Here is a 21,658-nt window from a genome sequence, read left to right on the forward strand (position 1 = left end):
CCGTGGGCTTAGGACAAAAGTCCGGGGTGAGACTGAGACTGGTGGAGGAAAGACCGGGGAGGTGCCGGGTGATGCCGGAGCAACTGTCGCAGGAGACCGAGCGCGCCAGAGGGGCGCTGCCCTTCGGGCCGGCCGAGGTGACCGGGCCGTCGATGGTGCCCACGCTGCACCACGGTGACGTGCTGCTCGTGCACTGGGGGGCGCGGGTCCGGCCGGGTGACGTGGTGGTGCTGCGGCATCCCTTCCAGCAGGACCTGCTCGTGGTCAAGCGGGCGGCCGAACGGCGCGGGGCCGGCTGGTGGGTGCTCGGGGACAACGCCTTCGCGGGCGGGGACAGCACCGACTACGGGATCGTCCCGCAGGACCTCGTCCTGGGCAGGGTCCGGTTCCGGTACCGGCCGCGGGCGGGTCAGCGCTCGCCGTTCGCCGTGGTCCGCTGGGCGCTGTCGGCGGTCAGGCCGGTGCTGGCCGACCGGTCCGCCTCCAGGCGCTTGCGGGCGCGGTAGGCCGCCACGTTGGCGCGGGTGGCGCAGCGGTCGGAGCAGTAGCGCCGGGAGCGGTTGGTCGAGGTGTCCAGGTAGGCGTTGCGGCACGGGGCCGCCTCGCACAGGCCCAGCCGGTCGACGCCGTACTCGGTGAGGTGGAAGGCCAGGCCCATCGCCGCGATGGCCGCGAAACCCGCGGTCGCGTTGGAGGGGTGGTCCGCGAGGTGCATGTGCCACAGCGGGCTGCCGTCGTCGGCGCGCTGGTCGTGCCCGGAGATCTGCGGGCTCACCGGGAACTCCAGGAGCAGTGAGTTCAGCAGGTCCACGGCGAGGGTCTCGTCGCCGCCGTCGGCCGCCTCGAAGACGGCGCGCAGCCGTCCCCGTACCGAGCGGAACCGCGTCACGTCGGCGTCGGACGCGCGGCGGGCCGCCGACTGGTTGGCGCCGAAGAGTTCACGGACGGCCTCCACCGAGGTCAGGGAGTCCTGGCCCCGCGAGGGTTCCTCGGTGTTGACGAGACGTACGGCGTAGTCCGAGTAATAGGCCAGTTCCACTTGTAGTCCTTACGAAGGGGCTCTAGGGTCGTGCCTGCGGTCAGTAATGGCTGATCGTGGTTCCAGGGTATTACGTGACGCAGGCATGGAGGGGCTCGATGACGGACGCGGACGCCACGACGACTACGAAGACCACGGTGAGCACGGTGACGACAACGACGGCCGCCGCGACGGGTACCGACTGGCAGGCCTGGCAGGAGAGCTGGGACCGGCAGCAGGAGTGGTACATGCCGGACCGCGAGGAGCGGTTCCGGATCATGCTCGACATGGTCGAGGCGCTCGTCGGACCCGCGCCGCGCGTCCTCGACCTGGCCTGCGGCACCGGCACCATCACGGCCCGGCTGCTCGCCCGGTTCCCGCGGGCCACCAGCACCGGCGTGGACCTCGACCCGGCGCTCCTCGCCATCGCCGAGGGCACCTTCGCGGAGGACGACCGGGTCTCCTTCGTCACCGCCGATCTCAAGGCCCCCGACTGGGCGGCGAAGCTGCCGTACGACACGTACGACGCCGTGCTGACCGCCACGGCCCTGCACTGGTTCCACGCCGAGCCCCTCGCGGATCTCTACGGTCGGGTCGCGGAGCTGGTCCGTGACGGTGGTGTCTTCATGAACGCGGACCACATGATCGACGACACGACGCCCCGGATCAACGCGGCCGAGCGCGCGCAGCGGCACGCGCGGATGGACGCCGCCAAGGACGGTGGCGCGCTGGACTGGTCGCAGTGGTGGCAGCTCGCCGCCGAGGACCCGGTGCTCGCCGGGCCCACCGCCCGCCGCTTCGAGCTCTACGGCGAGCACGCCGACGGCGAGATGCCCTCGGCGGAGTGGCACGCGCGCGTACTGCGCGACAAGGGCTTCGGCGAGGCGCGGCCGGTGTGGTGCTCGCCGTCGGACACCCTGCTGCTGGCCGTGAAGTGAGCCGCTGAAAGCCGGCCGGGGCGGTACGGGAGATCCGTACCGCCCCTGCCGCGTACGTGGCCTCAGAGGACCTTGGACAGGAACGCCTTCGTCCGGTCGTGCTGCGGGTCGGTCAGGACGTCGCGCGGGTTGCCCGACTCGACCACCACGCCGTTGTCCATGAAGACCAGGCTGTCGCCGACCTCGCGGGCGAAGCCCATCTCGTGGGTGACGACGACCATCGTCATGCCGGACTCGGCGAGGTCGCGCATGACGTCGAGGACGTCGCCGACCAGCTCCGGGTCGAGCGCCGAGGTCGGCTCGTCGAACAGCATCAGCTTCGGGTCCATCGCCAGGGCCCGCGCGATGGCGACGCGCTGCTGCTGGCCGCCGGAGAGCTGCGAGGGGTAGTTGCCGGCCTTGTCGCCCAGGCCCACCCGCTCCAGCAGGGCCCGTGCGCGGTCCCGGGCCTGGGACCTGCTCATGCCCTTCACCTGGACCGGCGCCTCCATGACGTTCTCCACGGCCGTCATGTGCGGGAACAGGTTGAAGCGCTGGAAGACCATGCCGATGTCCCGGCGCTTGAGGGCGACCTCGCTGTCCTTCAGCTCGTAGAGCTTGTCGCCCTTCTGGCGGTAGCCGACCAGCTCGCCGTCGACGTACAGCCGCCCGGCGTTGATCTTCTCCAGGTGGTTGATGCAGCGCAGGAACGTCGACTTGCCGGAGCCGGAGGGGCCGATGAGGCAGAACACCTCGCCCTGCTTCACCTCCAGGTCGATGCCCTTGAGGACCTCGACGGCGCCGAAGGACTTGTGGACGCCCTCGGCCTTGACCATGGCGGTCATGCCGCACCTCCCGTCGTGCTGGAGCGGTTCGACAGGGAGAACAGGTTCGCCCTGATCTTCTGCAGCGGGGTCGGCGGCAGACTCCGGCTGGAGCCGCGGGCGTAGTGCCGCTCCAGGTAGTACTGGCCGACGCTGAAGACCGAGGTGAGCAGCAGGTACCAGGCCGCCGCCAGGAACAGCATCTCGGCCGGGGCGCCGGAGGTCTGGCCGATGTCCTGGGCGACCCGGAACAACTCGGCGTACTGGACGACCGACACCAGTGAGGTCGTCTTCAGCATGTTGATGACCTCGTTGCCCGTCGGCGGCACGATCACGCGCATCGCCTGCGGGACCACGATCCGGCGCAGCGTCTTGGTGTGGCTCATGCCGAGCGCGTGCGCCGCCTCGGTCTGGCCCTCGTCCACCGCGAGCAGACCGGCGCGGCAGATCTCCGCCATGTACGCCGCCTCGTTGAGGCCGAGGCCGAGCAGCGCCGTCAGGAACGGCGTCATGAAGTCGGACCACTCGTCGCGGTAGAACGGGCCGAGGTTGATGTACTCGAAGACCAGGCCGAGGTTGAACCAGACGACCAGCTGCACCAGGACCGGCGTGCCGCGGAAGAACCAGATGTAGAACCACGCGATGGACGAGGTCACCGGGTTCTTCGACAACCGCATCACGGCGAGCAGGATGCCGCCGACGACGCCGATCAGCATCGCGAGGACGGTGATCAGCAGCGTCTTGCCCATGCCGGTCAGGACACGGTCGTCGAAGAAGTAGTCCGGGATCGCACCCCAGTTGATCTTGCCCTGGGAGAACGCGTACACGACCGCGGCCAGCAGCGCGATCGCGACCACCGCGGAGACGTACCGCCCGTAGTGCCGGACCGGGATCGCCTTGATGGCCTCCGGGCGGGTCGGCGGGGTGCCGGAGGGGCCGCCCGCCGTCTTGTCGATGTCAACAGTCACGGATGTTGCCTTTCAGTGCCCGCCGCGCGGTCACTTGCCGCCGTTGATGGTGGCCTCCGTGACGGCGCCTTCCGCGACGCCCCACTTGTCGATGACCTTCTTGTACTCGCCGTTGGCGATCACCGCGTCCAGCGCCGCCTTCAGGGCGTCGCGCAGCTGCGTGTTGTCCTTGGCGACCGCGATGCCGTACGGGGCGGCCTCGACCTGCTCGCCGACGATTTCGAAGTCCTTGCCGCCGCCGGAGGTCTTCACGGCGTACGCCGCGACCGGGAAGTCGGAGGAACCGGCGTCCGCGCCGCCCGCGCGCAGGCGGGTCTGGGCCTGCTGGTCGTTGTCGAAGGCCTCCATGGAGATCTTCTTGCCGGCCGGGCACTTCTCGTTCTCGGCCTTGGCGAGGTCCTCGGAGACGGTGCCGCGCTGGACCACCAGCTTCTTGCCGCACAGGTCGGACCAGGTCTTGATGCCCTGGTCGTCGCCCTTCTTGGTGTAGATCGAGACACCGGCGGTGAAGTAGTCGACGAAGTCGACGCCCTGGCCGACCTTCTTGCCGGTGTCGGCGTCGATGCCCTCCTGGCGGTCCTTGGTGTCGGTCATCGCGGACATGGCGATGTCGTACCGCTTGGAGCGCAGACCGGTGATCAGCGTGTCGAAGGTGCCGTTCTCGAACTCGAACTTCACGCCGAGCTGCTTGCCCAGGGCGTCCGCGAGGTCGGGATCGATACCGACGGTCTTGCCGGAGTCGTCCTTGAACTCGACCGGCGCGTACGCGATGTCGGAGCCGACCTTGACGACGCCCTTGTCGCGGATCGACTGCGGCAGCTTGTCGGCCAGCGGGGCGCCGCCCGAGGACTGGTTGTCGCTGCTGCCCGAGCCACTGCTCTCCGTCTGGTCGCCGCATCCGGTGAGCAGCAGGGCGCCTGCGACCGCGATCGCACCGACCGCTGCTAGCCGGGAGTGCGCGGCGGTCGTACGACGGGTGGAGCGTGCGGTCATGGTGGTTCCTCCGGCGGATGAGGGAGTGGCCGATGGGGACGGGTGAGTTCCGGTGGGACGGAACGCCGGCCGGGTGGCGACCGGCATCGTGAGGCGACGAGAGCACACACCTTCGAGCGCCGCGACCTCGTGCGATTACGGCATCTTGCCATTCGGACTCGGCCATTCAGGGGGGCCGTCATGTCAAAATCGGATAACGGGTCACCCCCCGAACCGCACCAGGTCGGTACATCACGACCGAACCTTTGCGGGAATCTGCCCTTCCGGCCGGAAGATCTACGGAATTTCTTGTTATCCGAACATGGATGGCGAGTGATCAAGGTCGTTGAAGGTGACGCTTGCGGGTCTGTCAAGGGGTTCCGGGAGGTTGTCCGGAACCGCGGCTATGAGCCATGTCACCGACATGCGGCGTTCGCGGTCCGGCATGTGAGCTTGCGCTTATCGGACTCGTCGCGAGGGCCGTCCGTCGGGTAAGAAGGTTCTTTACACCCCTCATCAGGGGCTCAGGGCGCGTGTGCGGCGCGCCCGTCGTGCAGGGGCCTCGTGGCCCGGACAGCCATCTCCCTGTGCGGTGCCCGCCCATTCCTCACCAGGAGTGGACAAACCCTCAATCCATGAACTCTTAAGGGGTAAGACAAAGTGGCAGCGGAGATCGTCAATCCTCGCAGCGACAGCGACGCCGGTGCGGACCAGGGGGAGGGCGCCGAGCCGCTCGACTCCTTCGACCCCGCGTTCGCGCTGCACCGCGGCGGCAAGATGGCCGTGCAGGCCACCGTGCCGGTCCGCGACAAGGAAGACCTGTCCCTGGCGTACACGCCCGGCGTCGCGAAAGTGTGCAGCGCGATCGCCGAGCAGCCCGACCTCGTCCACGACTACACGTGGAAGTCGTCGGTCGTCGCCGTCGTGACGGACGGTACGGCGGTGCTGGGGCTCGGGGACATCGGGCCCGAGGCCTCCCTCCCCGTGATGGAGGGCAAGGCCATCCTCTTCAAGCAGTTCGGCGGTGTGGACGCGGTCCCGATCGCCCTGAACTGCACGGACGCCGACGAGATCGTCGAGACCGTGGTCCGGCTCGCGCCCTCCTTCGGCGGCGTCAACCTCGAGGACATCTCGGCACCGCGGTGCTTCGAGATCGAGCGCAAGCTCCAGGAGCGCCTCGACATCCCGGTCTTCCACGACGACCAGCACGGTACGGCGGTCGTGACGCTGGCGGCGCTGCGCAACGCGGCGCGGCTGAGCGGGCGGACGCTGGGCGAGCTGCGGGCGGTGATCTCGGGCGCGGGCGCGGCCGGCGTCGCCATCGCCAAGATGCTCGTGGAGGCCGGCATCGGGGACGTCGCGGTCGCCGACCGCAAGGGCGTCGTCTCGGCCGACCGGGACGACCTGACGCCGGTCAAGCAGGAGCTGGCCTCCTTCACCAACAAGGCCGGGGTGTCCGGCTCGCTGGAGGCGGCCCTCGCGGGCGCCGACGTCTTCATCGGCGTCTCCGGCGGTACGGTGCCCGAGCCGGCGGTGGCCTCGATGGCGAAGGGTGCGTTCGTCTTCGCGATGGCCAACCCGAACCCGGAGGTGCATCCGGAGGTCGCCCACAAGTACGCGGCGGTCGTGGCGACGGGGCGCTCGGACTTCCCAAACCAGATCAACAACGTGCTGGCGTTCCCGGGCATCTTCGCGGGCGCGCTGCAGGTGCGGGCGTCGCGGATCACCGAGGGCATGAAGCTCGCGGCGGCGGAGGCGCTGGCCTCCGTGGTGGGGGACGACCTCGCCGCGGACTATGTCATTCCGTCACCGTTCGACGAGCGGGTGGCGCCGGCCGTGACGGCGGCGGTGGCCGCGGCGGCTCGGGCGGAAGGGGTTGCGCGCCGGTGACGGTGTGACGCCTTCGGTGGGATCCCTGCGGTGTGATTCCCCGCGGGTGTGGTGAGCGGCCTCGTCCTTGGTGGGCGGGGCCGCTTGGCTTTGGGGGCGGTGTGGGGGCGGTGCCGGTGCGGTGCCGCTGGGGGTGCTGGTGTCGGGGCGGTGCGGGTGCGCTTGGGCGGGGGTGGGGGCGCCGGCCGGCGCTGGACGGGTGCCGCTGCGCCCACCCGTGCCGCCCTGGGGGTGCCTGCCAGGCCGTTCAGGCACTGGGGGAGGCACGACTGCCCGCGGTTGTGCGGCGCAGCGGCTGTCCGCGGATGCGGGCATGCAGCTATGGCGGCACAGTGACTGTCCGCGGCCGCGAGGGTGTGCGGCTGAGTGCAAGAGGGGGTGTGTCACACGGGGCTGTGGTTCCCGTTGGGCGGTGGGGAACCTATCGTCAAGGTCATGTTCGCTGTCTACGCCGCCCGAATCGACCGCGACCAGCCCTTGGCCGGCCTGGAGTTGGGAGAGCTTCCGGCTCCCGAGGCCCGGCCCGGCTGGAGTGTCGTCGATGTCAGGGCCGCCTCCCTCAACCACCACGACCTGTGGTCCCTGCGCGGCGTCGGCCTCCCCGAGGACCGGCTGCCGATGATCCTCGGCTGCGACGCCGCCGGGGTCGACGCGGACGGCAACGAGGTCGTCCTGCACTCCGTGATCGGCCAGACCGGCCACGGGGTCGGCCCCAAGGAGCCCCGCTCCATCCTGACCGAGCGCTACCCGGGGACGTTCGCCGAGCAGGTCGCCGTGCCGACCTGGAACATCCTGCCCAAGCCCAAGGAGCTCTCCTTCGAAGAGGCCGCCTGTCTGCCGACCGCCTGGCTGACGGCGTACCGGATGCTGTTCACCAACGCCGGAGTGCGTCCCGGTGACTCCGTCCTGGTGCAGGGCGCCGGCGGCGGGGTCGCCACGGCCGCGATCGTCCTCGGCAAGGCGGCGGGGCTGCGGGTCTTCGCGACCAGCCGGGACGAGGGCAAGCGCAAGCGGGCCCTGGAGCTGGGTGCCGTGGAGGCCGTCGAGACCGGGGCTCGGCTGCCGCAGCGGGTCGACGCCGTGATCGAGACCGTGGGCGCCGCCACCTGGTCGCACTCCATCAAGTCGCTGCGGCCCGGCGGCACGCTGGTCATCTCCGGTGCCACCAGTGGAGACCGGCCCTCCCACGCCGAGCTGACCCGGATCTTCTTCCTGGAGCTGAAGGTCGTCGGCTCCACGATGGGCTCCAAGGACGAGCTGGAGGACCTGCTGTCGTTCTGCGCGGCCACCGGTGTGCGGCCCGTGATCGACGAGGTGCTGCCGATGGACCGGGCCCGCGAGGGGTTCGAGCGGATGGCCTCCGGTGGGCAGTTCGGCAAGATCGTGCTCCGCAACTCCTGAGCCCTGTCCTGCGACGCCTTCCTCCGCCTGCGGCGGGTCCGGTTCTCCGGGCCCGCCGTTCGCGTGTGCCGTACTCGTTCCCGTTCCGTCCCCTCATCTGTCAACCGTGGTTGACGGATGCCCATTGTCAACCTAAGTTGACAGCATGAGTGAAGCAACGGATCTCGCCACGCGTGCGGGTGACCGCGATCCCCGGATCGGGCTGCGGGCCGTCGCCGCCCTTCGGAAGCTGGTGGAGCAGTTGGAGGCCGTGCAGGTGCGCAGTGCGCGCCATCAGGGGTGGTCGTGGCAGGAGATCGCCACGGAGCTGGGAGTCAGCAGGCAGGCCGTGCACAAGAAGTACGGGAGGCATTGATGTTCGAGCGATTCACGAAGGACGCCCGGGTGGTCGTGCAGGGGGCCGTCGAACACGCCGAAGCGGCGGGGGCGGGGACCGTCGAGCCCGAGCACCTGCTGCTCGCCCTGTTGGACCGGGAGGGAAGTCGCGCCTCCTTCGCGCTGGCGGCGCTCGGCGCCGGCGAGCACCGGGACGCGGTACGGCAGGAGCTGCGGGACGCGCGGCGCCGGGCCGGTCTGTCCCAGGCCGAGACGGAGGCCCTCGCCGGGCTGGGGGTCGACGTCGCGGAGATCGTCGCCCGGGTGGAGGAGGCACATGGCGTCGGTGCGCTGTCCGCCGACGACCGGAAGGGCGGGCGCCGTTGGTCCGGACACGGCAGCCTCAGCCGGGGTGCCAAGGAGGTCCTGGAGAAGGCCCTCCGCGTCGCCGTCGCCCGGCGGGACCGGCGCATCGGGGACGAGCACCTCCTCCTCGCCCTGATCCTGCGCCCCGGTGTGCCGGCCGAGGTGCTCGCCGGCCACGGGGTGACCCACGAGTCGCTGACCAGGGTGCTGGGCGACGGAGGCGGGCAGGCCTGCGCCTGACCGGCGCTCCGCCTGCGCGCGACCGGTCGTCCACGGGCGTCCACCGGCGTAGGGCGCCCCCCGGGAGAATCAGGGGGCGCAGTGCCGTGCCGGGCTCAGGCCTTCGGAGTCCGCAGGATCGCGCCGATGTGTGCCGCGGCCTCCGACAGTCGGCGGCGGCTCTCGCGCAACTGGTCGGCCGTCACACCGTGGTCCCGGGCGGCGTCGCGGATGTCGTCCCGGAAGCGGTCGAGCAGCCGGTCCAGGTCGCGCGCAGGGTCGCCGGTGGATTCCGCGGCGTCCTCGTGGGCCCAGCTCGGGGCGTATCCGGCGGGGAAGTCCTCCGGCGTGACGGAGTACTCGGCGCCGGGGGAGCGGTCGGTCCGCGGGCCGGCGCTCCCGGTGTCGGTGCGGCCGAAGCCCCAGTCCTTGCCGAAGTCCTTCCCGAAGTCGCCGACCTCCTTGGCCAGTTCGCTCAGGCCCTCGCGCAGCCCCGTCGGCCAGTCGCCCCGCGAGAAGTGATCCTGCACCTGCTCCTGTACGCGCTGGGCGATGCGCTGGACCTCCTCCTGTGCCTGGGCCCGGGCCCGCTCCTGGGCCTCCTTGGCCTGGCGCCGGGCCCGCTGTGCCTCGTCACGGGCGCGGCGGCTCTCGTCCTTGGCGCGACGGGCCTGATCCTTCCACTCCTGTTTGACCCGCCGCATCTCCTCCTTGGCCGCCCGCCACGCCTCCTTCTCGTCGGTGTCCCCGGCACCACCCGCGGAGCCGCTCCACTCCTCGTGCGCCCCGGAGCCGGTGCCCCGGCGGGCGGCGGTGGCCGCGGCCCGCATCTCCCGCCGCAGATCGCCGGCCGCGCCCCGCACGTCGGCCCGGATCTCGGCGGCCAGCTCGGCGACCGACTCCCGGATCTCCAGCTCCAGGTCGGCCAGCTCCCCGCTGCGGTCGGCCAGCTCGGCGCGGCCCGCGTCCGTGATGGCGTACACCTTGCGGCCGCCCTCGGTGGTGTGGGTGACCAGGCCCTCCGCCTCCAGCTTGGCCAGGCGCGGGTACACCGTGCCCGCGGAGGGGGCGTAGAGGCCCTGGAAGCGCTCTTCGAGGAGCCGGATCACCTCGTAACCGTGGCGCGGGGCCTCGTCCAGGAGCTTGAGGAGGTAGAGGCGGAGTCGGCCGTGGGCGAAGACGGGGGGCATGTCAGAGCACCTTCTTGTCGGTCGTGCCGTCGGAAGGGGTACCGGTGGCGCCCTGGTCCCGGACGGAAGCGGAATTGTCCCCCGAGTCGCTCTGTGCGTGGTCCATCGGGCCGGTGTCCTGTGGCTCCCGCTCCCACGGTGTGTCCTCCGTCGCCGGACGGCGGAGCAGGGCGATCGAGCCGGAGACCGTGGTGGCCTTCAGCCGGCCGTTGCCCGCGCCGAGCCTGCCGGTGATGCGCTTGGCCCCCCACTGGCCGCCCACCCGGAGATCCTCGAAGGCGCTGCTGACCGTGCCGCTGGCCGTGTTCGCCTCGACCCGGGCGTCGGCCGGCTGGGGCAGCCGGATGGCGATCTCGCCCGAGACGCTGTTCAGGCTGATGTCCGTGGGCCCGCCGGCCGGGTCCAGGTCGACGATCATCGACCCGCTCACCGAGTCGGCCCGCACGGAGGAGCCCGCCTCCACCACCGTCAGGTCGCCGGAGACCGAGTTGAAGCGGAGGTCGCCGGTGAGGGCCTGGGCCTCCACGTTCCCCGAGACGGTGTCGGCGCGGACCGGGCCCGCGAGGCTCACCAGCGTGGTGTCGCCGGAGACGCCCTTCACCTCGGCGGGGCCGTCCAGGCCGGAGACCACGGCCGCGGCGCTGACTGCGCCCACCTCCACGCGGGTGCCGGTCGGCACCGCCAGGGAGACCACCGCGCTGCGGCGCCAGCCCTTGCGGTCCAGCCACTTGAGGAAGCCCTTCCAGGGCAGGTCCTCGTACGCCACCGTGAGCACGCCGTCCCGGTGGGTCACGACCAGAGGCGGTCCCTCGATCTCGGAGACCTGCAGACGGGCGGAACCTTCGTCCGTGCCCACCACGTTCACCGTTCCACCGACGATGCGTACGTGGAGCCGGTCCACGGACTCGTCGAAGGTGAGCTTCCTGGGCTCCGCGACGGACCACTCGGACATGGTGACGACCTCCTCGACCGAACGCGCCATATCGCGTCCTCCGAAATTCACGATATATCGCGGTAGGGAAAAGTCAAGACACCCGTTCTGGTGATCAAAGGTGGGCTGGGCGGGTCGACCCGCCCTAGTTTGATGTCGTGTCGACGGAAAAGTCCGAGCGTGGTCTCGCCCCCGGTGCCCTGCTGCTCTGCCGCGCCGAGCCGGACGCCGTCGCCGCGGTCGCCCCGCTGCTGGGCGAACGGATGCCGTTGCTCCGGGCCGGCGAGGGATGGAGCGTGATCGTGCCGGAGGGCGGGCCCTGGCGGGACGGGGGCGAACCGGTCGACCGTGTCGTCACCGGCTGGGCCGCGGCACTCGCCGTCGGCACCTCCTGGCCCGTACTCGCCCTGTGGTGGGACGCCGACCGGGCCGGGTACACCCTCGCGTCCGGCTTCCGCCGCCCGGTGGGTTACGTGTGGCTCGCGAACGGCACGCCGGCCGGCGAGGACGAGGCGATGCGCACCTTCGCCGCCCGGCTCGGTCTGGACCCGGTCCTGGACGTGCAGTCGCTGAACCGGCTGACCCGGGCCGAGCCGGACGGCGATCGCGCGTCCGGGCCGGCCGGTGCCGGTGCCAGGGCCAGGCTGCGCGGACTGCTGGCGGTGCTCACGCGCGCGGGGATCGCCCTCCCCGCCGGACTCGACCCCGGTGAGGGCGCCGAGCGTCTCGGCGCGGCCGCCCGCGCCCTGCCCGGCGTGCGCCGGACCGGCACCGCCGGACGCCGCCCCGCCGACGGGACCCGCCCGACCGCCGAGGGGATCCGCTCGACCGCCCCCGGGGGCCGCCTGGCTGCCGACTGGACTCGCCCGGCCGCCGAGGGGCCCCGCCCGACCGCCGCCGGGGGCCGCCTGGCCGGCTGGATGCCCTGGACGGGCGGCCCGGGGACCCGCGCGCCGGCCCTGGCCCAGATGGCGGTGGGCCTGCCGCTCACCGTCTGGGGTCTGCGGCGCCACAGCGGAGGCTGGACCGTGGCGGGGGCGCTGCTGGTCGGACACGGCGCGCTCGGCGTGGCCCACGGGCTCCCCGGGCGCACCTGACGTCTGCGCCCCGACGCCTGCGCGGGCCCCGCCGGGCAGCCGAGCCGGCCCCGCCGTGGAGTCCGGGCGACCCCGAGCGCCTGCCCGCGCCTACGCGCTGCTTCCCGAAGCCCGGCGCCTGTGCGCCCCCGCTCTCCTCGCCTCCCGGCGTGCTACTCGTCCTCGTCCTCGTCGTCCAGCCGTGCCAGCCACGTGGCCAGGCGCTCCACCGGAACTTCGAAGTCCGGGTTCAGGTCGACGAACGTACGCAGCTGCTCGGCGAGCCACTCGAAGGTGATCTCCTCCTCGCCGCGCCGCTTCTCCAGCTCCTCGATGCCGCGGTCGGTGAAGTACATGGATCGTGCTCCGTCGGGTCTTCGCAGGGTTGAGAGTCTCCCGCGCGGGAAGAAACCTGTGCCTGCGGGGTGGAGAGGTGGGGTCTTTCCGTCGGTTGTGAAAAGACAGCACAAGGATAGGCGTCCACGGGGTCGGGCCTTCCGGGACCGTCGAGGGGGCGCGGGGACGGGGGAAACGCATGGGACAGGAAGCGACGCGCGTCACGCGCATCGTGCTGCCGGACGGGACACCGGTCTGGGCCCGGATCTCGGGCGCGGCGGAGCTGCCGGCACCGTCCGGGCAGCTGTCGTTCAGCGACACCGGCTTCACCGAGCGGGTCGAGGCGAGTGTCGAGAGTCTGAACGCGCTCGTCACCGGTGTCGCGCGCTCGCTGGCGGAACCGTTGCGCGCGGTGCGGCCGGACGAGGTGAGCGTCCAGTTCGGCATCGAGCTGACGGCCAAGGCCGGCAAGGTCGTGGGCCTCCTCGCCGACGGTGAGGCCAAGACGGGCATCTCGGTCACCCTCACCTGGAACGGCGGCCCGCCGGACCCGCCCGCGCCCGGCTCCGGCGCTCCGGGTGGTGAGCCCCCCGATGCCACGGCCGACGCGTCCGCCCGCGCTCCGGGGCACGGCGGGGCCGGTGACACCGCTTCCGGGAGCGGGGCGTGATGCACGGACGCGCCCCCGGCGCACCCGGGCCCCACGACGCGGCCCGCCGTGCGCTGCGTGGCCTCGTCATGGCCGCGACCGTCCGCATTCATCGGCCGGACGCCGGGTATGCCCTCGACGAACCCGGGACGTTCCTCGGCAGCGGCTACTTCGTGGCGCCGAGCTGGGTTCTGACCTGCGCACACGTGGCATGCGGCGGCGAGGGGGACGAGGTCGTGGTGGTGTACGAGCCCGCACCGGGCCGCGGCATGTCCGCGGTCTCGGGCCACGTCGCGGCGGCGCTGCCCGAGGTCGCCGGACCCGTGCCCGGCAATTGGCCCGCCCCCGACCTCGCGCTGGTGCGGCTGAGCGAGCCCGTCGACCACGAGTGCGTGTACCTCTCCGAGCGCCCGGCGGCCTACTTCGGCGAGGGCAAGGTCCTGTACGCGGGCTGGACGGTGGTCGACGGGCGGCTGAGCATGCTCGACGGCACCCTCACCGTGCAGGGCACCATCGGCGGCTGGACCACGGACGTCCAGATGCGGCTCGGGGACAACGACCTGCCGGACGGCGTCTCCGGCGGCCCCGTGATCGATCCGGAGCGCGGCGAGGTCATCGGCGTACTGAAGTCGCGCTCCGACCACGCGCGCGGGGGCACCTCCACCGGGCTCGAACAACTGCGGACGCTGCCCCCGCCGTCCGGGGAGCTGAAGACGGAAGCCGACGATCTGTACCAGGCGGTGGTGCACGCCCACGACCGCTACCACCGTGACCGGCAGCGTCATCCGGACGCGCGCCGGCACACCTGGGCCGACGTGCAGGGCCAGCTCGGTGCCCGGCCCGGTCGGACGCTGAGCCCCGACGAGCGCGTCCAGTTGCTCGGGCGCCTCGCGGACCTGCCGCCCCCGGCCAGCACCCGTTCCCTGCTGGACATCCTCGACTCGCTGTCGGACTTCGAAGCCCCGGCCCCGCTGCCCGCCCCGCGCGGCTGGCGCGACGGGCTCGGTGCCCTGTACGAGCACGCGCGCGACGACGGCGCCCTCTACCTGGTGCTCGACTACGCGGTGCACGCCATGACCGCCGACCGCCCGTACCTCGCGTCCAGCACGCCGGCCGCGGAGGAGGCTCTGTGGGCCGGGGTGCGGCAGGCCGCCCAGCGGCTCGGCCCCGGCCGCCGGACGGCCCTCGTCGAGCGGTGGAAGGCCAGGTTGGAGGCGCGCCGGCCGACCCGGGTGGGGGACCGCCGGGGGACCGGAGCGTTAGCCGGTGGTCCGGGACGGGCGGCGACCGGGCAGTCGTCCGTGCTGGTCGAGATCGTGCGGAGGGGCTGGGAGCCGGACCACTGCGACTGGTCGGTCTTCGTCGTGAGCGCCGACGGAGAGGCGAAGCGCCTCGAGGAGGTCCAACGCGTCCCGTTGGCCGACCTCGCCACCCATCTGTCCGCGCCCCTCAAGGAAGCGTTCCGGCAGTGCGACACGCCGGGCCGGCCGGCGGTCCTGCAGGTGGCGACGGAACACTCGCTGCTGGCACTCGACGTGGACGAATGGCGGCTGGGCCCGGAGGAGGAGCGAATCGGCACCCAGCGCCCGGTCGTCCTGCGCTGCTCCGACCGCGACCGGCTGACGGAGAACGGCGAGTACGGCGAGTACGGCGGCCAAGTGGGCCAAGTGGGCCAAGTGGGCCAAGGCGGCCACGGGGAGAGCGGCGGAATCGGCGGGAGGCGTGAAACCGGCGCAGGCGGCGCGCAGCCGGCGGCCGCCTTCGACGGCGACCACCGGTTGGACATCGACGAGGAACGCAGAGCCCGCTGGCGCTGGCTGCACGCACACCCCGTGACCGCCGCGGTCCTCGACTGCGACGACGGCCTGCGCAAACCGGTGCCGCCGGTCGAGGAGTTGCGGGGCCTGTCGCACGGCACGGTCCCGGTGCTGTGCCGCTTGGACACCCACGGCCGCGAGGGCGACGCGGAGGGGCTCGCGCGGCTCGTGCGCGGCGGCTTCGGCGTGGCGCTGTGGCGCCGTCGGCACGGGCTGCCGGAGGCGGTCTGCGGCGAGTTCCACCGCGGCACCCTGGACCAGATCGCGGGCCCCCTCGGCGCCCACCGACTGCCCGAGGCCGTGCGCGACCTGCGCCGCAAACTGCGATCGGGACGGCCCGAGACCTTCTGGGCGCACGGCATAGCGCTGTTGTACGACGATCCGCACCAGCCCCTGCCCGGCACCGGTGACCTGCTGGAGGCACCGTGACCGCGGCCCGCGCGTGCCTCCGTCGGCGGCCCGCCCCGGTGTTTCAAGTCCCTTTGCCGAGGGACCCGTTGGGTGATGTGCCTCTTACCAGTCCCGTTCAGGATCGATACCGTGATGGACGCCCCCACGACGACCGCGCCCCCGGACGAGTGACGACGAGGATTGGATCATGACCGAATCCAGCGAGTGGCTCATCTACCGGGGCGCCGGCGAACCCCACGACGGCCTGGACCGGCTTCCCGACCCGCCCCCGTGGCGGGACTTCACCAGCCGGGACGCGGCGGGGTCCGGCGACGGGTCGCAGGACCGCAGGCTCGGCGCCCACCGGCACCTGGCCGAACTGCACCGGCCGGGCGCCGAGGAACTGGAGATGATCAACGCCGCGTTGTACCTGCGCCGGCCACTCCTCGTCACCGGCAGCCCCGGCGCCGGCAAGAGCACCCTGGCCCACTCGGTGGCCTACGAACTGGGCCTGGGCAACGTACTGCGCTGGTCCATCGTCAGCCGCTCCGAACTCCAGGACGGCCTCTACCACTACGACGCCATCGCGCGCCTGCAGGACGTGCAGATCGCCGCGCAGGCGGACCACGGCCCCGGATCCGGGGCGCCGGGCGCCGTCGACGGGATCGGCGGTTACATCCGGCTCGGCCCCCTCGGCACCGCCCTGCTGCCCTCCGACAAGCCGCGCGTCCTGCTCATCGACGAGCTGGACAAGAGCGACATCGACCTGCCCAACGACCTCCTGAACGTGCTGGAGGAGGGCGAGTTCGCCATCCCCGAGCTGGAACGCATCGCGGACCGGCTGCCGGACCGCACGGCCGAGGTGCTCACCGCGGACGGCGTGAAGGTGCCGGTGCGCGACGGCCGCGTGCGCTGCCGCGCCTTCCCGTTCGTGGTACTCACCAGCAACGGCGAACGCGACTTCCCGGCCCCGCTGATGCGGCGCTGCATCCACCTGGAGCTCGGCCGCCCGGACCACAACCGGCTCGCCACCTTCGTACGGGCCCACCTGGGCGACGAGGCGGCCCGCGCGGGCGACGACCTCGTCACCCGGTTCCTGGAGCGGTCCCGCAGCGAGCTGCTGGCCACGGACCAGTTGCTCAACGCCATCTACCTCACCGATGCCGCCGCCACGCCCAGCCGCGACCGCCTGGCCGACCTGCTCATCCAGCGGCTCGATCGCCCGAGGTGACGCGATGCCCGACGAGACGGCGCGGCACGGTCCCGGCCATCGCGGCACCCCCGGCGGCGAGGGTTCCGGCGCAGGGCGCCCCGCCGTGCCCGCGGACGAAGGGGCCGGGGGAAGGCGCGCCGCCGTGCCCGCGGAGGAGGGCTCCGGGGGAGCGCACCCCGCCGACGACCCGCTCGCCCGACTCGTCCTGCGGCTGCGGGAGATCGGCATGGAACCCGACGCCGAGCAGCTCTGCGACGCGCTCTGGCTGGCCCGGTGGACCCGGTCCGCCGACGCCGCGGACGCTCCGCCCGACCCGGGCCCCCGCCTCGCGCCCCCGGTGGTCGGGCCGCCCGTCCGGCCCCTCCCGCTGCCACCGGGCGCGACCCGGATGCCCGTGCCCGAGGCGCCGGCCGCCCGGCGGGTGGCCCTCTATCCGCTGCCCTCCGGCCAAGGACCCGGGGTGCACGGAGCCGGCCGGGCCCGCGCGCTGCCGGTGGGCGTGCCCGTCGCGCCGGTGCTGCCCGCGCCGCTCGAACTCCAGCGCTCCCTGCGCCCCTTGCAGGGCTACCGGAGCCCGGCCACACCGCTGCGGTCCGAACTGGACGAGGTCGCGACCGCGGAGGTGAGCGCCCGCGCCGGCGGACTGATCCTGCCCGTCCGCCGGTATCTGTCCCGCCGCGACGCCCGGCTGCAACTGGTGCTGGACGCCTCCTCCTCGATGCGCGTGTGGGGCCGGCTGTTCGCCGAACTCGCCCAGATCTTCAGCCGGCTGGGAGCCTTCTCGGACGTCCAGGTCAGCCACCTGCACCAGGGGCCGGACGGGGGTCCGGCCGTCAGCCGCAGTGCCGACCCGCACGGTGCGCCGCTGCACGCCGCCGACCGGCTCAGCGATCCGACCGGACGCCGGATCGTCGTCCTGGTCAGCGACTGCGCCGGCCCGCTGTGGCACAGCGGCCACGCCCACCGGCTGCTCCACCACCTCTCCCGGCAGGGCCCCGTCGCCGTACTCCAGCCACTGCCGCAACGGATGTGGAACCGTACCCGGCTGCCCGTCACCTTCGGCGGCCTGTCGCGCGGGGACACCCTGGGCGGCGGCGCCGTGCTGCGGGTGCGCACCGCGTCCGGCACCTCCGCCGAGGCCCGCCGGGGCGCGTTGGCCGTCCCCGTACTGCCGCCGGAGCCGGTGGCCCTCGGGGCTTGGGCGCGTCTGCTGTCCGGTGCCGGGCCGGTCCCGGGCGCCGTGGGCTGGGTGCGTGCCGATCAGCCGGCCGCACCTGCGGCCCGCCCGGACCGCCGCCGCTCGCCGCTGGAACGGGTCAGCAGGTTCAGCGCCGGAGCGTCTCCGGCCGCCGCGCGCCTGGCCGTCTATCTCGCGGCTACCCCGCTCTGCCTCCCGGTGATGCAACTGGTCCAGCGGACGATGCTGCCCGGGTCCGGCCCGTCCGAACTCGCCGAGGTGCTGGTCGGCGGCCTGGTCACCCGGGCCCGTGCGGACCACGACGAGGACGGCTCCCAGTGGTACGACATCGACCCCGAGGTGCGCGAGGCCCTGCTGTCCCGACTCGGCCGGGACGAGGCCATGCTGGTCCTCAAGCACTGCTCGGAGTACATCGAGCAGCACTTCGGCAAGGGCGGACCCAACTTCCCGGCGCTCGCGCTCGCCCAGCTCGGCGACGACGGCCCCGCACGCCCGCACCCGCACGCCTCCGGCGCCGAGCCCGGGTACGCGGGCGACAACGGCGGCGACGGCGGGGCCGCCCCGGTGCCGCAGCCCTTCGCGGAGGTCGCGGCCCGGATCCTGGAGCGGTTCATGCCGCTGCCCGAGCAGTTCGCGACCTACGACGGCCGGACCGGCGTGCAGATCAACGCGGAGCGGCCCACGCACCGCGCGGTCGTCCGGGCGCGCGCCCTGCTCGCCCGGTTCGACGGCGAGGGCATGGTCCAGGACGTCATCGACGCCGTGCAGCTGCTGCGCGGCGCCACCGAGCAGGAACGGCCGGCCGGCGCCGACCCCGAGCTGTGGGGCGAGTACGCACGCTGCACCCTGCGACTGTGGGAGGTGCAGGGCGGTGCCGCACTGCTGCAGGAGGCCACCCGGGCCGCCGAACGGGCCGCCGCGCCCCCGCACGCCCTGCGCGAACGCGCCGTCCTCGCGCGCGTGCTGCACGCCGCCGCCACCGACGCGCGACGGCGCGGAGACCGGTCCGGCGCGCTCGACCTGCTGCGCCGCGCCGACCGGGAGTACGCGGTCGCGTGCGCGGCACCCGGCCTGGACGAGGGGGAGGCGCTGCGGCTCACCCTGGAACGGGTCGCCTCCCTGGAGACGCAGTGGCGCCTGGGCGGCGACAGCGCGCTCCTGCAGAGTGCCGTCGGCATGCTGGAGGCGTTCGCCGACGCCTGGCCCGACCGGAGCGAGTGCCCCGCCGAGCTGCTGCTGGCACACGGCCGCACCCTGCTGCGTCTGTCGCAGGTGACGGCGGACCCGGCCCAGGCCCGGCTGTACGCGGAGCAGTCGGCGCGGTCGCTGCGCCGGGGGCTGGACTCCGGCCCGGAACAGGACACCGCCGAGTCCGTCCGCGACCGGGTACGAGTGCTGATCGACCTGGTCGACGCGCTGCTGTCGGCGGGCGGCCCGCTGGCCGAGGCCGAGGCCCGGACCGACGAGGCTCTCGGCCGCGTACGCGAGCAGGCGCAGCGCGCGGCGTTGCTGGTCCGCGCCGGGCGGGTGGCCCTCGCACGCTACGCCGAGTCGGGGGAGCCGCCCGAACTGCACGGGGCCGCCGATCGTTTCGCGCAGGCGGCGCACTGGATGTCACGGGACGCGCCCGCGCACGCCGACGTCCTCGCCGAGTGGGGCAGCGTACTGCTCCGGCTGGCCACGCTGGAGCCGGCCCACCGGCGCCAGGACCGGCTGTCCCGCGCGATACGGGTGTTGCGGGACTGCCGGATGGAGACCCCGGCGGGCAGCCCGCGCGTCGCCCACCGGCTGCTGCTCCTCGGACAGGCGCTCATGCTCCGGTACCAGGCGCGCGGCGACCGGGTCGACCTCAGGGAGGCGGAGCATCTCTTCGGACTCGCCGCAGCCGACGCGGAGGACCCGCTGCTGGCGGCGCGCTGCCGACTGGAGCTGGGACAGGCCCAGTTCGAGGCGTTCCAGAGCCTCGGCCGCGCGGCACGCCTGGACGTGGCGGTCGACGCCTTCCGGGCGGCCGCCGAGTCGTCCGGCCGGGCCGAGGAGGAGGCCGAAACCGAGCGTCGGCGCCAAGAAGCCGTGGAGCTGGCCGCACAGGCGCACCACTGGCGGGGTATGTCCTTCGAGGCGGCCGGCCGGCCCCGCGCGGCCCGGGACGCCTACGCGGCGGCGCGGGCGCAGTGGGACCGGTTGCCGGACGACCGGCTGGCCACGGGGGAACCGACCGCACGGCAGACGGCGCAGCGGCTCGCCGACCTGGAGTGAGGGCGGACGCCCGGAAGCCGGACGAGGGGGCCGCAGACCCGATCTGAAGGGGCAGCGCAGCTGCATGGCGGCGGAAGGAAGGAACGGGGATGGACACACGGGACGAGGCCGGGGCGGAGCAGGCGCTCACGGGCGCCGGGGAGCCGGCGGGGGAGCCCCTGCCGGACCTGCTGGAACTGGACCTGGCACAGCTGGGCACCATCGAGCATCCGGTGCTGCGCGAGGTGCTGGGGGAATTGAGGGCACGCGCCGCGGAGCCGAGCGAGATGCTGTGGGGCTTCGACAACTCCTTCTGACTGCCTCCGATTCCCTTTGATCCGTCTGCTTCGTTCAGCCCGCGGCCGCGGTCATCTTGGTGCCTGAGGACATGTGAATAGGACAACTTCCGCGGCGTCGAGTTTCGGGCACCCGCCGCGCCGGGAATGCGGCTCCGTGCGGCACGGGGCCGTGGCGCCGACTCACGGCGGCACGGCCGGACCGATACGGCATGGGGGGTGCTGGAGTGTCGGAACAAGCCATGACCGATCCGGCTCCCGCTGTTCCCGGCCTGCGGACCGGTCCCGAAGGCCCCTTTCCCTTCCGCCAGTTCATCGTCAAGATGCACGGCCGCTGCAACCTCGCCTGCACCTACTGCTACCTCTACGAAGGCCCCGACAGCGGCTGGCGCGACCGTCCCGCCGCCGCCTCCGCCGCCGTCCTGGACCGCACCGCCACCCGCATCGCCGAGCACGCCGCCCGGCACGCGCTGCGCGACCTGGCCGTGGTGCTGCACGGAGGCGAACCGCTGCTCGCGGGGGCCGGACCGCTCGCCGCGCTCGCCGGACGGGTGCGGGAACTGGTCCCGCCTGGCTGTCAGGTCCACGCCACCGTCCAGACCAACGCCACCCTGCTCACCGAGGAACGCCTTGCCGTGCTGGCCGACGCCGGCGTCCGCGTCGGCATCAGCCTCGACGGAGGCACCGCCGCCCACAACCGACGGCGGGTGGACCACGCGGGCCGCCCGTCCTGGCCCGCCGCGGCACGGGGAGCCCGTCTGGCCGCCGAGCGCTTCCCGAAGGCGTACGCGGGCCTGCTGACCGTCGTCGACCCGACGCTGGACCCGGTCGAGACGTACGAGTCGCTGCTTGGCCTGCGCCCGCCCGCGCTGGACCTGTTGCTGCCGCACGGCAACTGGTCCGCGCCGCCGCCCGGTCGGACCGGCGTACGGTACGGCGACTGGCTGTGCGCCGTCTTCGACCGCTGGTGGGCCGCCGGGCGGCGCGAGGTCCGGGTACGGCTCTTCGAGGAGTGCGTGGCGCTTCTGCTGGGGCTGCCCGCGGCCACCGAGGCGCTGGGGCTCGCGCCGTTCGACGCGGTCGTGGTGGAGACCGACGGGTCGATCGAGCAGGTCGACTCGCTCAAGTCGGCCTATCCCGGCGCCGCGCGGACCGGCCTCGACGTGTTCCGCCACACGTTCGACGATGCGCTGCGGCACCCGGGCGTGGCCGCCCGGCAGGCGGGTCCCGCGTCGCTCGCGGAGCAGTGCCTGGCCTGCCCGCTGCTGCGGGTCTGCGGAGGCGGGCACTACGCGCACCGCTACCGTGCCGGGCACGGCTTCAGGAACCCGTCGGTGTACTGCGCGGACCTCCAGCGCTTCATCCGCCACGTGTCCTCGCGACTCGCCGCGGCCGCGAGTGCGGGGAGTGCGGGTGGCTCGTCCGTGAGGGGGC

At 73.1% G+C, this 21,658-nt stretch carries 19 protein-coding genes and 1 pseudogene; 13 read left to right on the forward strand and 7 right to left on the reverse strand.

The window, feature by feature from the left end:
- Positions 1-71: 71 nt before the first annotated feature.
- Positions 72-506, forward strand: a complete 435-nt coding sequence (gene sodX / locus AB0P07_RS21005) for a nickel-type superoxide dismutase maturation protease (RefSeq protein ID WP_365552643.1) — start codon at positions 72-74, stop codon at positions 504-506.
- Here the strand turns inward: sodX and AB0P07_RS21010 are convergent.
- The gene (locus AB0P07_RS21010) at positions 410-1,039 is read right to left on the reverse strand and encodes a CGNR zinc finger domain-containing protein (RefSeq protein ID WP_102928404.1); all 630 of its coding nucleotides are present in this window, start codon (positions 1,037-1,039) and stop codon (positions 410-412) included. The two genes, sodX and AB0P07_RS21010, sit on opposite strands and share 97 nt — an antisense overlap.
- Positions 1,040-1,137: 98 nt before the next feature.
- Between AB0P07_RS21010 and AB0P07_RS21015 the strand changes: the two genes are divergently transcribed.
- Positions 1,138-1,956, forward strand: a complete 819-nt coding sequence (locus AB0P07_RS21015; RefSeq protein WP_365552645.1) for a class I SAM-dependent methyltransferase — start codon at positions 1,138-1,140, stop codon at positions 1,954-1,956.
- Between the two features lie 62 nt (positions 1,957-2,018).
- On the opposite strand, the gene AB0P07_RS21020 is transcribed toward AB0P07_RS21015, so the two are convergent.
- The 3 genes from AB0P07_RS21020 to AB0P07_RS21030 are packed head-to-tail and all read right to left on the reverse strand — an operon-like array spanning position 2,019 to position 4,720.
- Positions 2,019-2,780, reverse strand: coding sequence for an amino acid ABC transporter ATP-binding protein (locus AB0P07_RS21020; RefSeq protein ID WP_365552646.1), 762 nt, complete (start codon positions 2,778-2,780; stop codon positions 2,019-2,021).
- Complete coding sequence (locus AB0P07_RS21025) at positions 2,777-3,727, reverse strand: amino acid ABC transporter permease (RefSeq protein ID WP_365552648.1); 951 nt, start codon at positions 3,725-3,727, stop codon at positions 2,777-2,779. The genes AB0P07_RS21020 and AB0P07_RS21025 overlap by 4 nt, the downstream gene beginning before the upstream one ends.
- Positions 3,728-3,757: 30 nt before the next feature.
- Positions 3,758-4,720: an ABC transporter substrate-binding protein gene (locus AB0P07_RS21030; protein ID WP_365552649.1), complete on the reverse strand. Its 963-nt coding sequence runs from the start codon at positions 4,718-4,720 to the stop codon at positions 3,758-3,760.
- Between the two features lie 639 nt (positions 4,721-5,359).
- Here AB0P07_RS21030 and AB0P07_RS21035 point away from each other — a divergent pair.
- The 4 genes from AB0P07_RS21035 (at position 5,360) to AB0P07_RS21050 (ending at position 8,911) form a co-directional block, all read left to right on the forward strand.
- Positions 5,360-6,589, forward strand: coding sequence for an NADP-dependent malic enzyme (locus tag AB0P07_RS21035; RefSeq protein WP_365552651.1), 1,230 nt, complete (start codon positions 5,360-5,362; stop codon positions 6,587-6,589).
- A gap of 435 nt (positions 6,590-7,024) precedes the next feature.
- Entirely contained in the window at positions 7,025-7,990 is a 966-nt protein-coding gene (locus AB0P07_RS21040; RefSeq protein WP_365552653.1) for a zinc-binding dehydrogenase, read from the forward strand.
- A 145-nt stretch (positions 7,991-8,135) separates the two neighbouring features.
- Complete coding sequence (locus tag AB0P07_RS21045; RefSeq protein WP_061442592.1) at positions 8,136-8,345, forward strand: helix-turn-helix domain-containing protein; 210 nt, start codon at positions 8,136-8,138, stop codon at positions 8,343-8,345.
- A complete protein-coding gene (locus AB0P07_RS21050) occupies positions 8,345-8,911 on the forward strand; it encodes a Clp protease N-terminal domain-containing protein (RefSeq protein ID WP_365552655.1) in 567 nt (188 codons plus the stop codon). Before AB0P07_RS21045 ends, AB0P07_RS21050 begins: the two co-directional genes overlap by 1 nt.
- 95 nt (positions 8,912-9,006) lie before the next feature.
- Here the strand turns inward: AB0P07_RS21050 and AB0P07_RS21055 are convergent, their stop codons facing one another.
- Positions 9,007-10,080 carry a helix-turn-helix transcriptional regulator gene (locus AB0P07_RS21055; RefSeq protein ID WP_365552657.1) on the reverse strand — a complete coding sequence of 358 codons (1,074 nt, stop codon included), beginning with the start codon at positions 10,078-10,080 and terminating at the stop codon, positions 9,007-9,009.
- 1 nt (position 10,081) lies between these two features.
- A complete protein-coding gene (locus tag AB0P07_RS21060; protein ID WP_365552930.1) occupies positions 10,082-11,032 on the reverse strand; it encodes a hypothetical protein in 951 nt (316 codons plus the stop codon).
- Positions 11,033-11,169: 137 nt separating this feature from the next.
- Between AB0P07_RS21060 and AB0P07_RS21065 the strand changes: the two genes are divergently transcribed.
- Positions 11,170-12,108 (forward strand): hypothetical protein, encoded by a 939-nt coding sequence (locus tag AB0P07_RS21065; protein WP_365552659.1) that lies wholly within the window; start codon positions 11,170-11,172, stop codon positions 12,106-12,108.
- A gap of 152 nt (positions 12,109-12,260) precedes the next feature.
- Here the strand turns inward: AB0P07_RS21065 and AB0P07_RS21070 are convergent, their stop codons facing one another.
- A complete protein-coding gene (locus AB0P07_RS21070; RefSeq protein ID WP_014176503.1) occupies positions 12,261-12,443 on the reverse strand; it encodes a DUF6104 family protein in 183 nt (60 codons plus the stop codon).
- Between the two features lie 179 nt (positions 12,444-12,622).
- On the opposite strand from AB0P07_RS21070, the gene AB0P07_RS21075 reads away from it, so the two are divergent.
- The 6 genes and pseudogenes from AB0P07_RS21075 to AB0P07_RS21100 all read left to right on the forward strand — a co-directional run.
- Complete coding sequence (locus AB0P07_RS21075; RefSeq protein WP_365552661.1) at positions 12,623-13,093, forward strand: CU044_2847 family protein; 471 nt, start codon at positions 12,623-12,625, stop codon at positions 13,091-13,093.
- Positions 13,090-15,318, forward strand: coding sequence for a trypsin-like peptidase domain-containing protein (locus AB0P07_RS21080; protein ID WP_365552663.1), 2,229 nt, complete (start codon positions 13,090-13,092; stop codon positions 15,316-15,318). Before AB0P07_RS21075 ends, AB0P07_RS21080 begins: the two co-directional genes overlap by 4 nt.
- Positions 15,319-15,487: 169 nt before the next feature.
- Complete coding sequence (locus tag AB0P07_RS21085; RefSeq protein WP_102928373.1) at positions 15,488-16,510, forward strand: MoxR family ATPase; 1,023 nt, start codon at positions 15,488-15,490, stop codon at positions 16,508-16,510.
- A gap of 208 nt (positions 16,511-16,718) precedes the next feature.
- The gene (locus AB0P07_RS21090; RefSeq protein WP_365552931.1) at positions 16,719-19,949 is read left to right on the forward strand and encodes an SAV_2336 N-terminal domain-related protein; all 3,231 of its coding nucleotides are present in this window, start codon (positions 16,719-16,721) and stop codon (positions 19,947-19,949) included.
- Between the two features lie 89 nt (positions 19,950-20,038).
- Positions 20,039-20,245, forward strand: a complete 207-nt coding sequence (fxsA, locus tag AB0P07_RS21095) for an FxSxx-COOH cyclophane-containing RiPP peptide (protein WP_365552665.1) — start codon at positions 20,039-20,041, stop codon at positions 20,243-20,245.
- A 221-nt stretch (positions 20,246-20,466) separates the two neighbouring features.
- Positions 20,467-21,624 (forward strand): annotated as a pseudogene (locus tag AB0P07_RS21100) (FxsB family cyclophane-forming radical SAM/SPASM peptide maturase); the annotation flags it as partial.
- Between the last annotated feature and the right edge of the window lie 34 nt (positions 21,625-21,658).

The organism is Streptomyces sp. NPDC085944, assembly GCF_040686295.1.
Classification (GTDB): domain Bacteria; phylum Actinomycetota; class Actinomycetes; order Streptomycetales; family Streptomycetaceae; genus Streptomyces; species Streptomyces salinarius.

Coding starts and splice junctions, on each gene's coding strand:
- AB0P07_RS21015 (WP_365552645.1), top strand. CDS start 1,138: ATGACGGACGCGGACGCCACGACGACTACGAAGACCACGGTGAGCACG.
- AB0P07_RS21060 (WP_365552930.1), bottom strand. CDS start 11,032: ATGTCCGAGTGGTCCGTCGCGGAGCCCAGGAAGCTCACCTTCGACGAG.
- AB0P07_RS21030 (WP_365552649.1), bottom strand. CDS start 4,720: ATGACCGCACGCTCCACCCGTCGTACGACCGCCGCGCACTCCCGGCTA.
- sodX (WP_365552643.1), top strand. CDS start 72: ATGCCGGAGCAACTGTCGCAGGAGACCGAGCGCGCCAGAGGGGCGCTG.
- AB0P07_RS21075 (WP_365552661.1), top strand. CDS start 12,623: ATGGGACAGGAAGCGACGCGCGTCACGCGCATCGTGCTGCCGGACGGG.
- AB0P07_RS21020 (WP_365552646.1), bottom strand. CDS start 2,780: ATGACCGCCATGGTCAAGGCCGAGGGCGTCCACAAGTCCTTCGGCGCC.
- AB0P07_RS21055 (WP_365552657.1), bottom strand. CDS start 10,080: ATGCCCCCCGTCTTCGCCCACGGCCGACTCCGCCTCTACCTCCTCAAG.
- AB0P07_RS21040 (WP_365552653.1), top strand. CDS start 7,025: ATGTTCGCTGTCTACGCCGCCCGAATCGACCGCGACCAGCCCTTGGCC.
- AB0P07_RS21045 (WP_061442592.1), top strand. CDS start 8,136: ATGAGTGAAGCAACGGATCTCGCCACGCGTGCGGGTGACCGCGATCCC.
- AB0P07_RS21090 (WP_365552931.1), top strand. CDS start 16,719: ATGGAACCCGACGCCGAGCAGCTCTGCGACGCGCTCTGGCTGGCCCGG.
- fxsA (WP_365552665.1), top strand. CDS start 20,039: ATGGACACACGGGACGAGGCCGGGGCGGAGCAGGCGCTCACGGGCGCC.
- AB0P07_RS21085 (WP_102928373.1), top strand. CDS start 15,488: ATGACCGAATCCAGCGAGTGGCTCATCTACCGGGGCGCCGGCGAACCC.
- AB0P07_RS21050 (WP_365552655.1), top strand. CDS start 8,345: ATGTTCGAGCGATTCACGAAGGACGCCCGGGTGGTCGTGCAGGGGGCC.
- AB0P07_RS21070 (WP_014176503.1), bottom strand. CDS start 12,443: ATGTACTTCACCGACCGCGGCATCGAGGAGCTGGAGAAGCGGCGCGGC.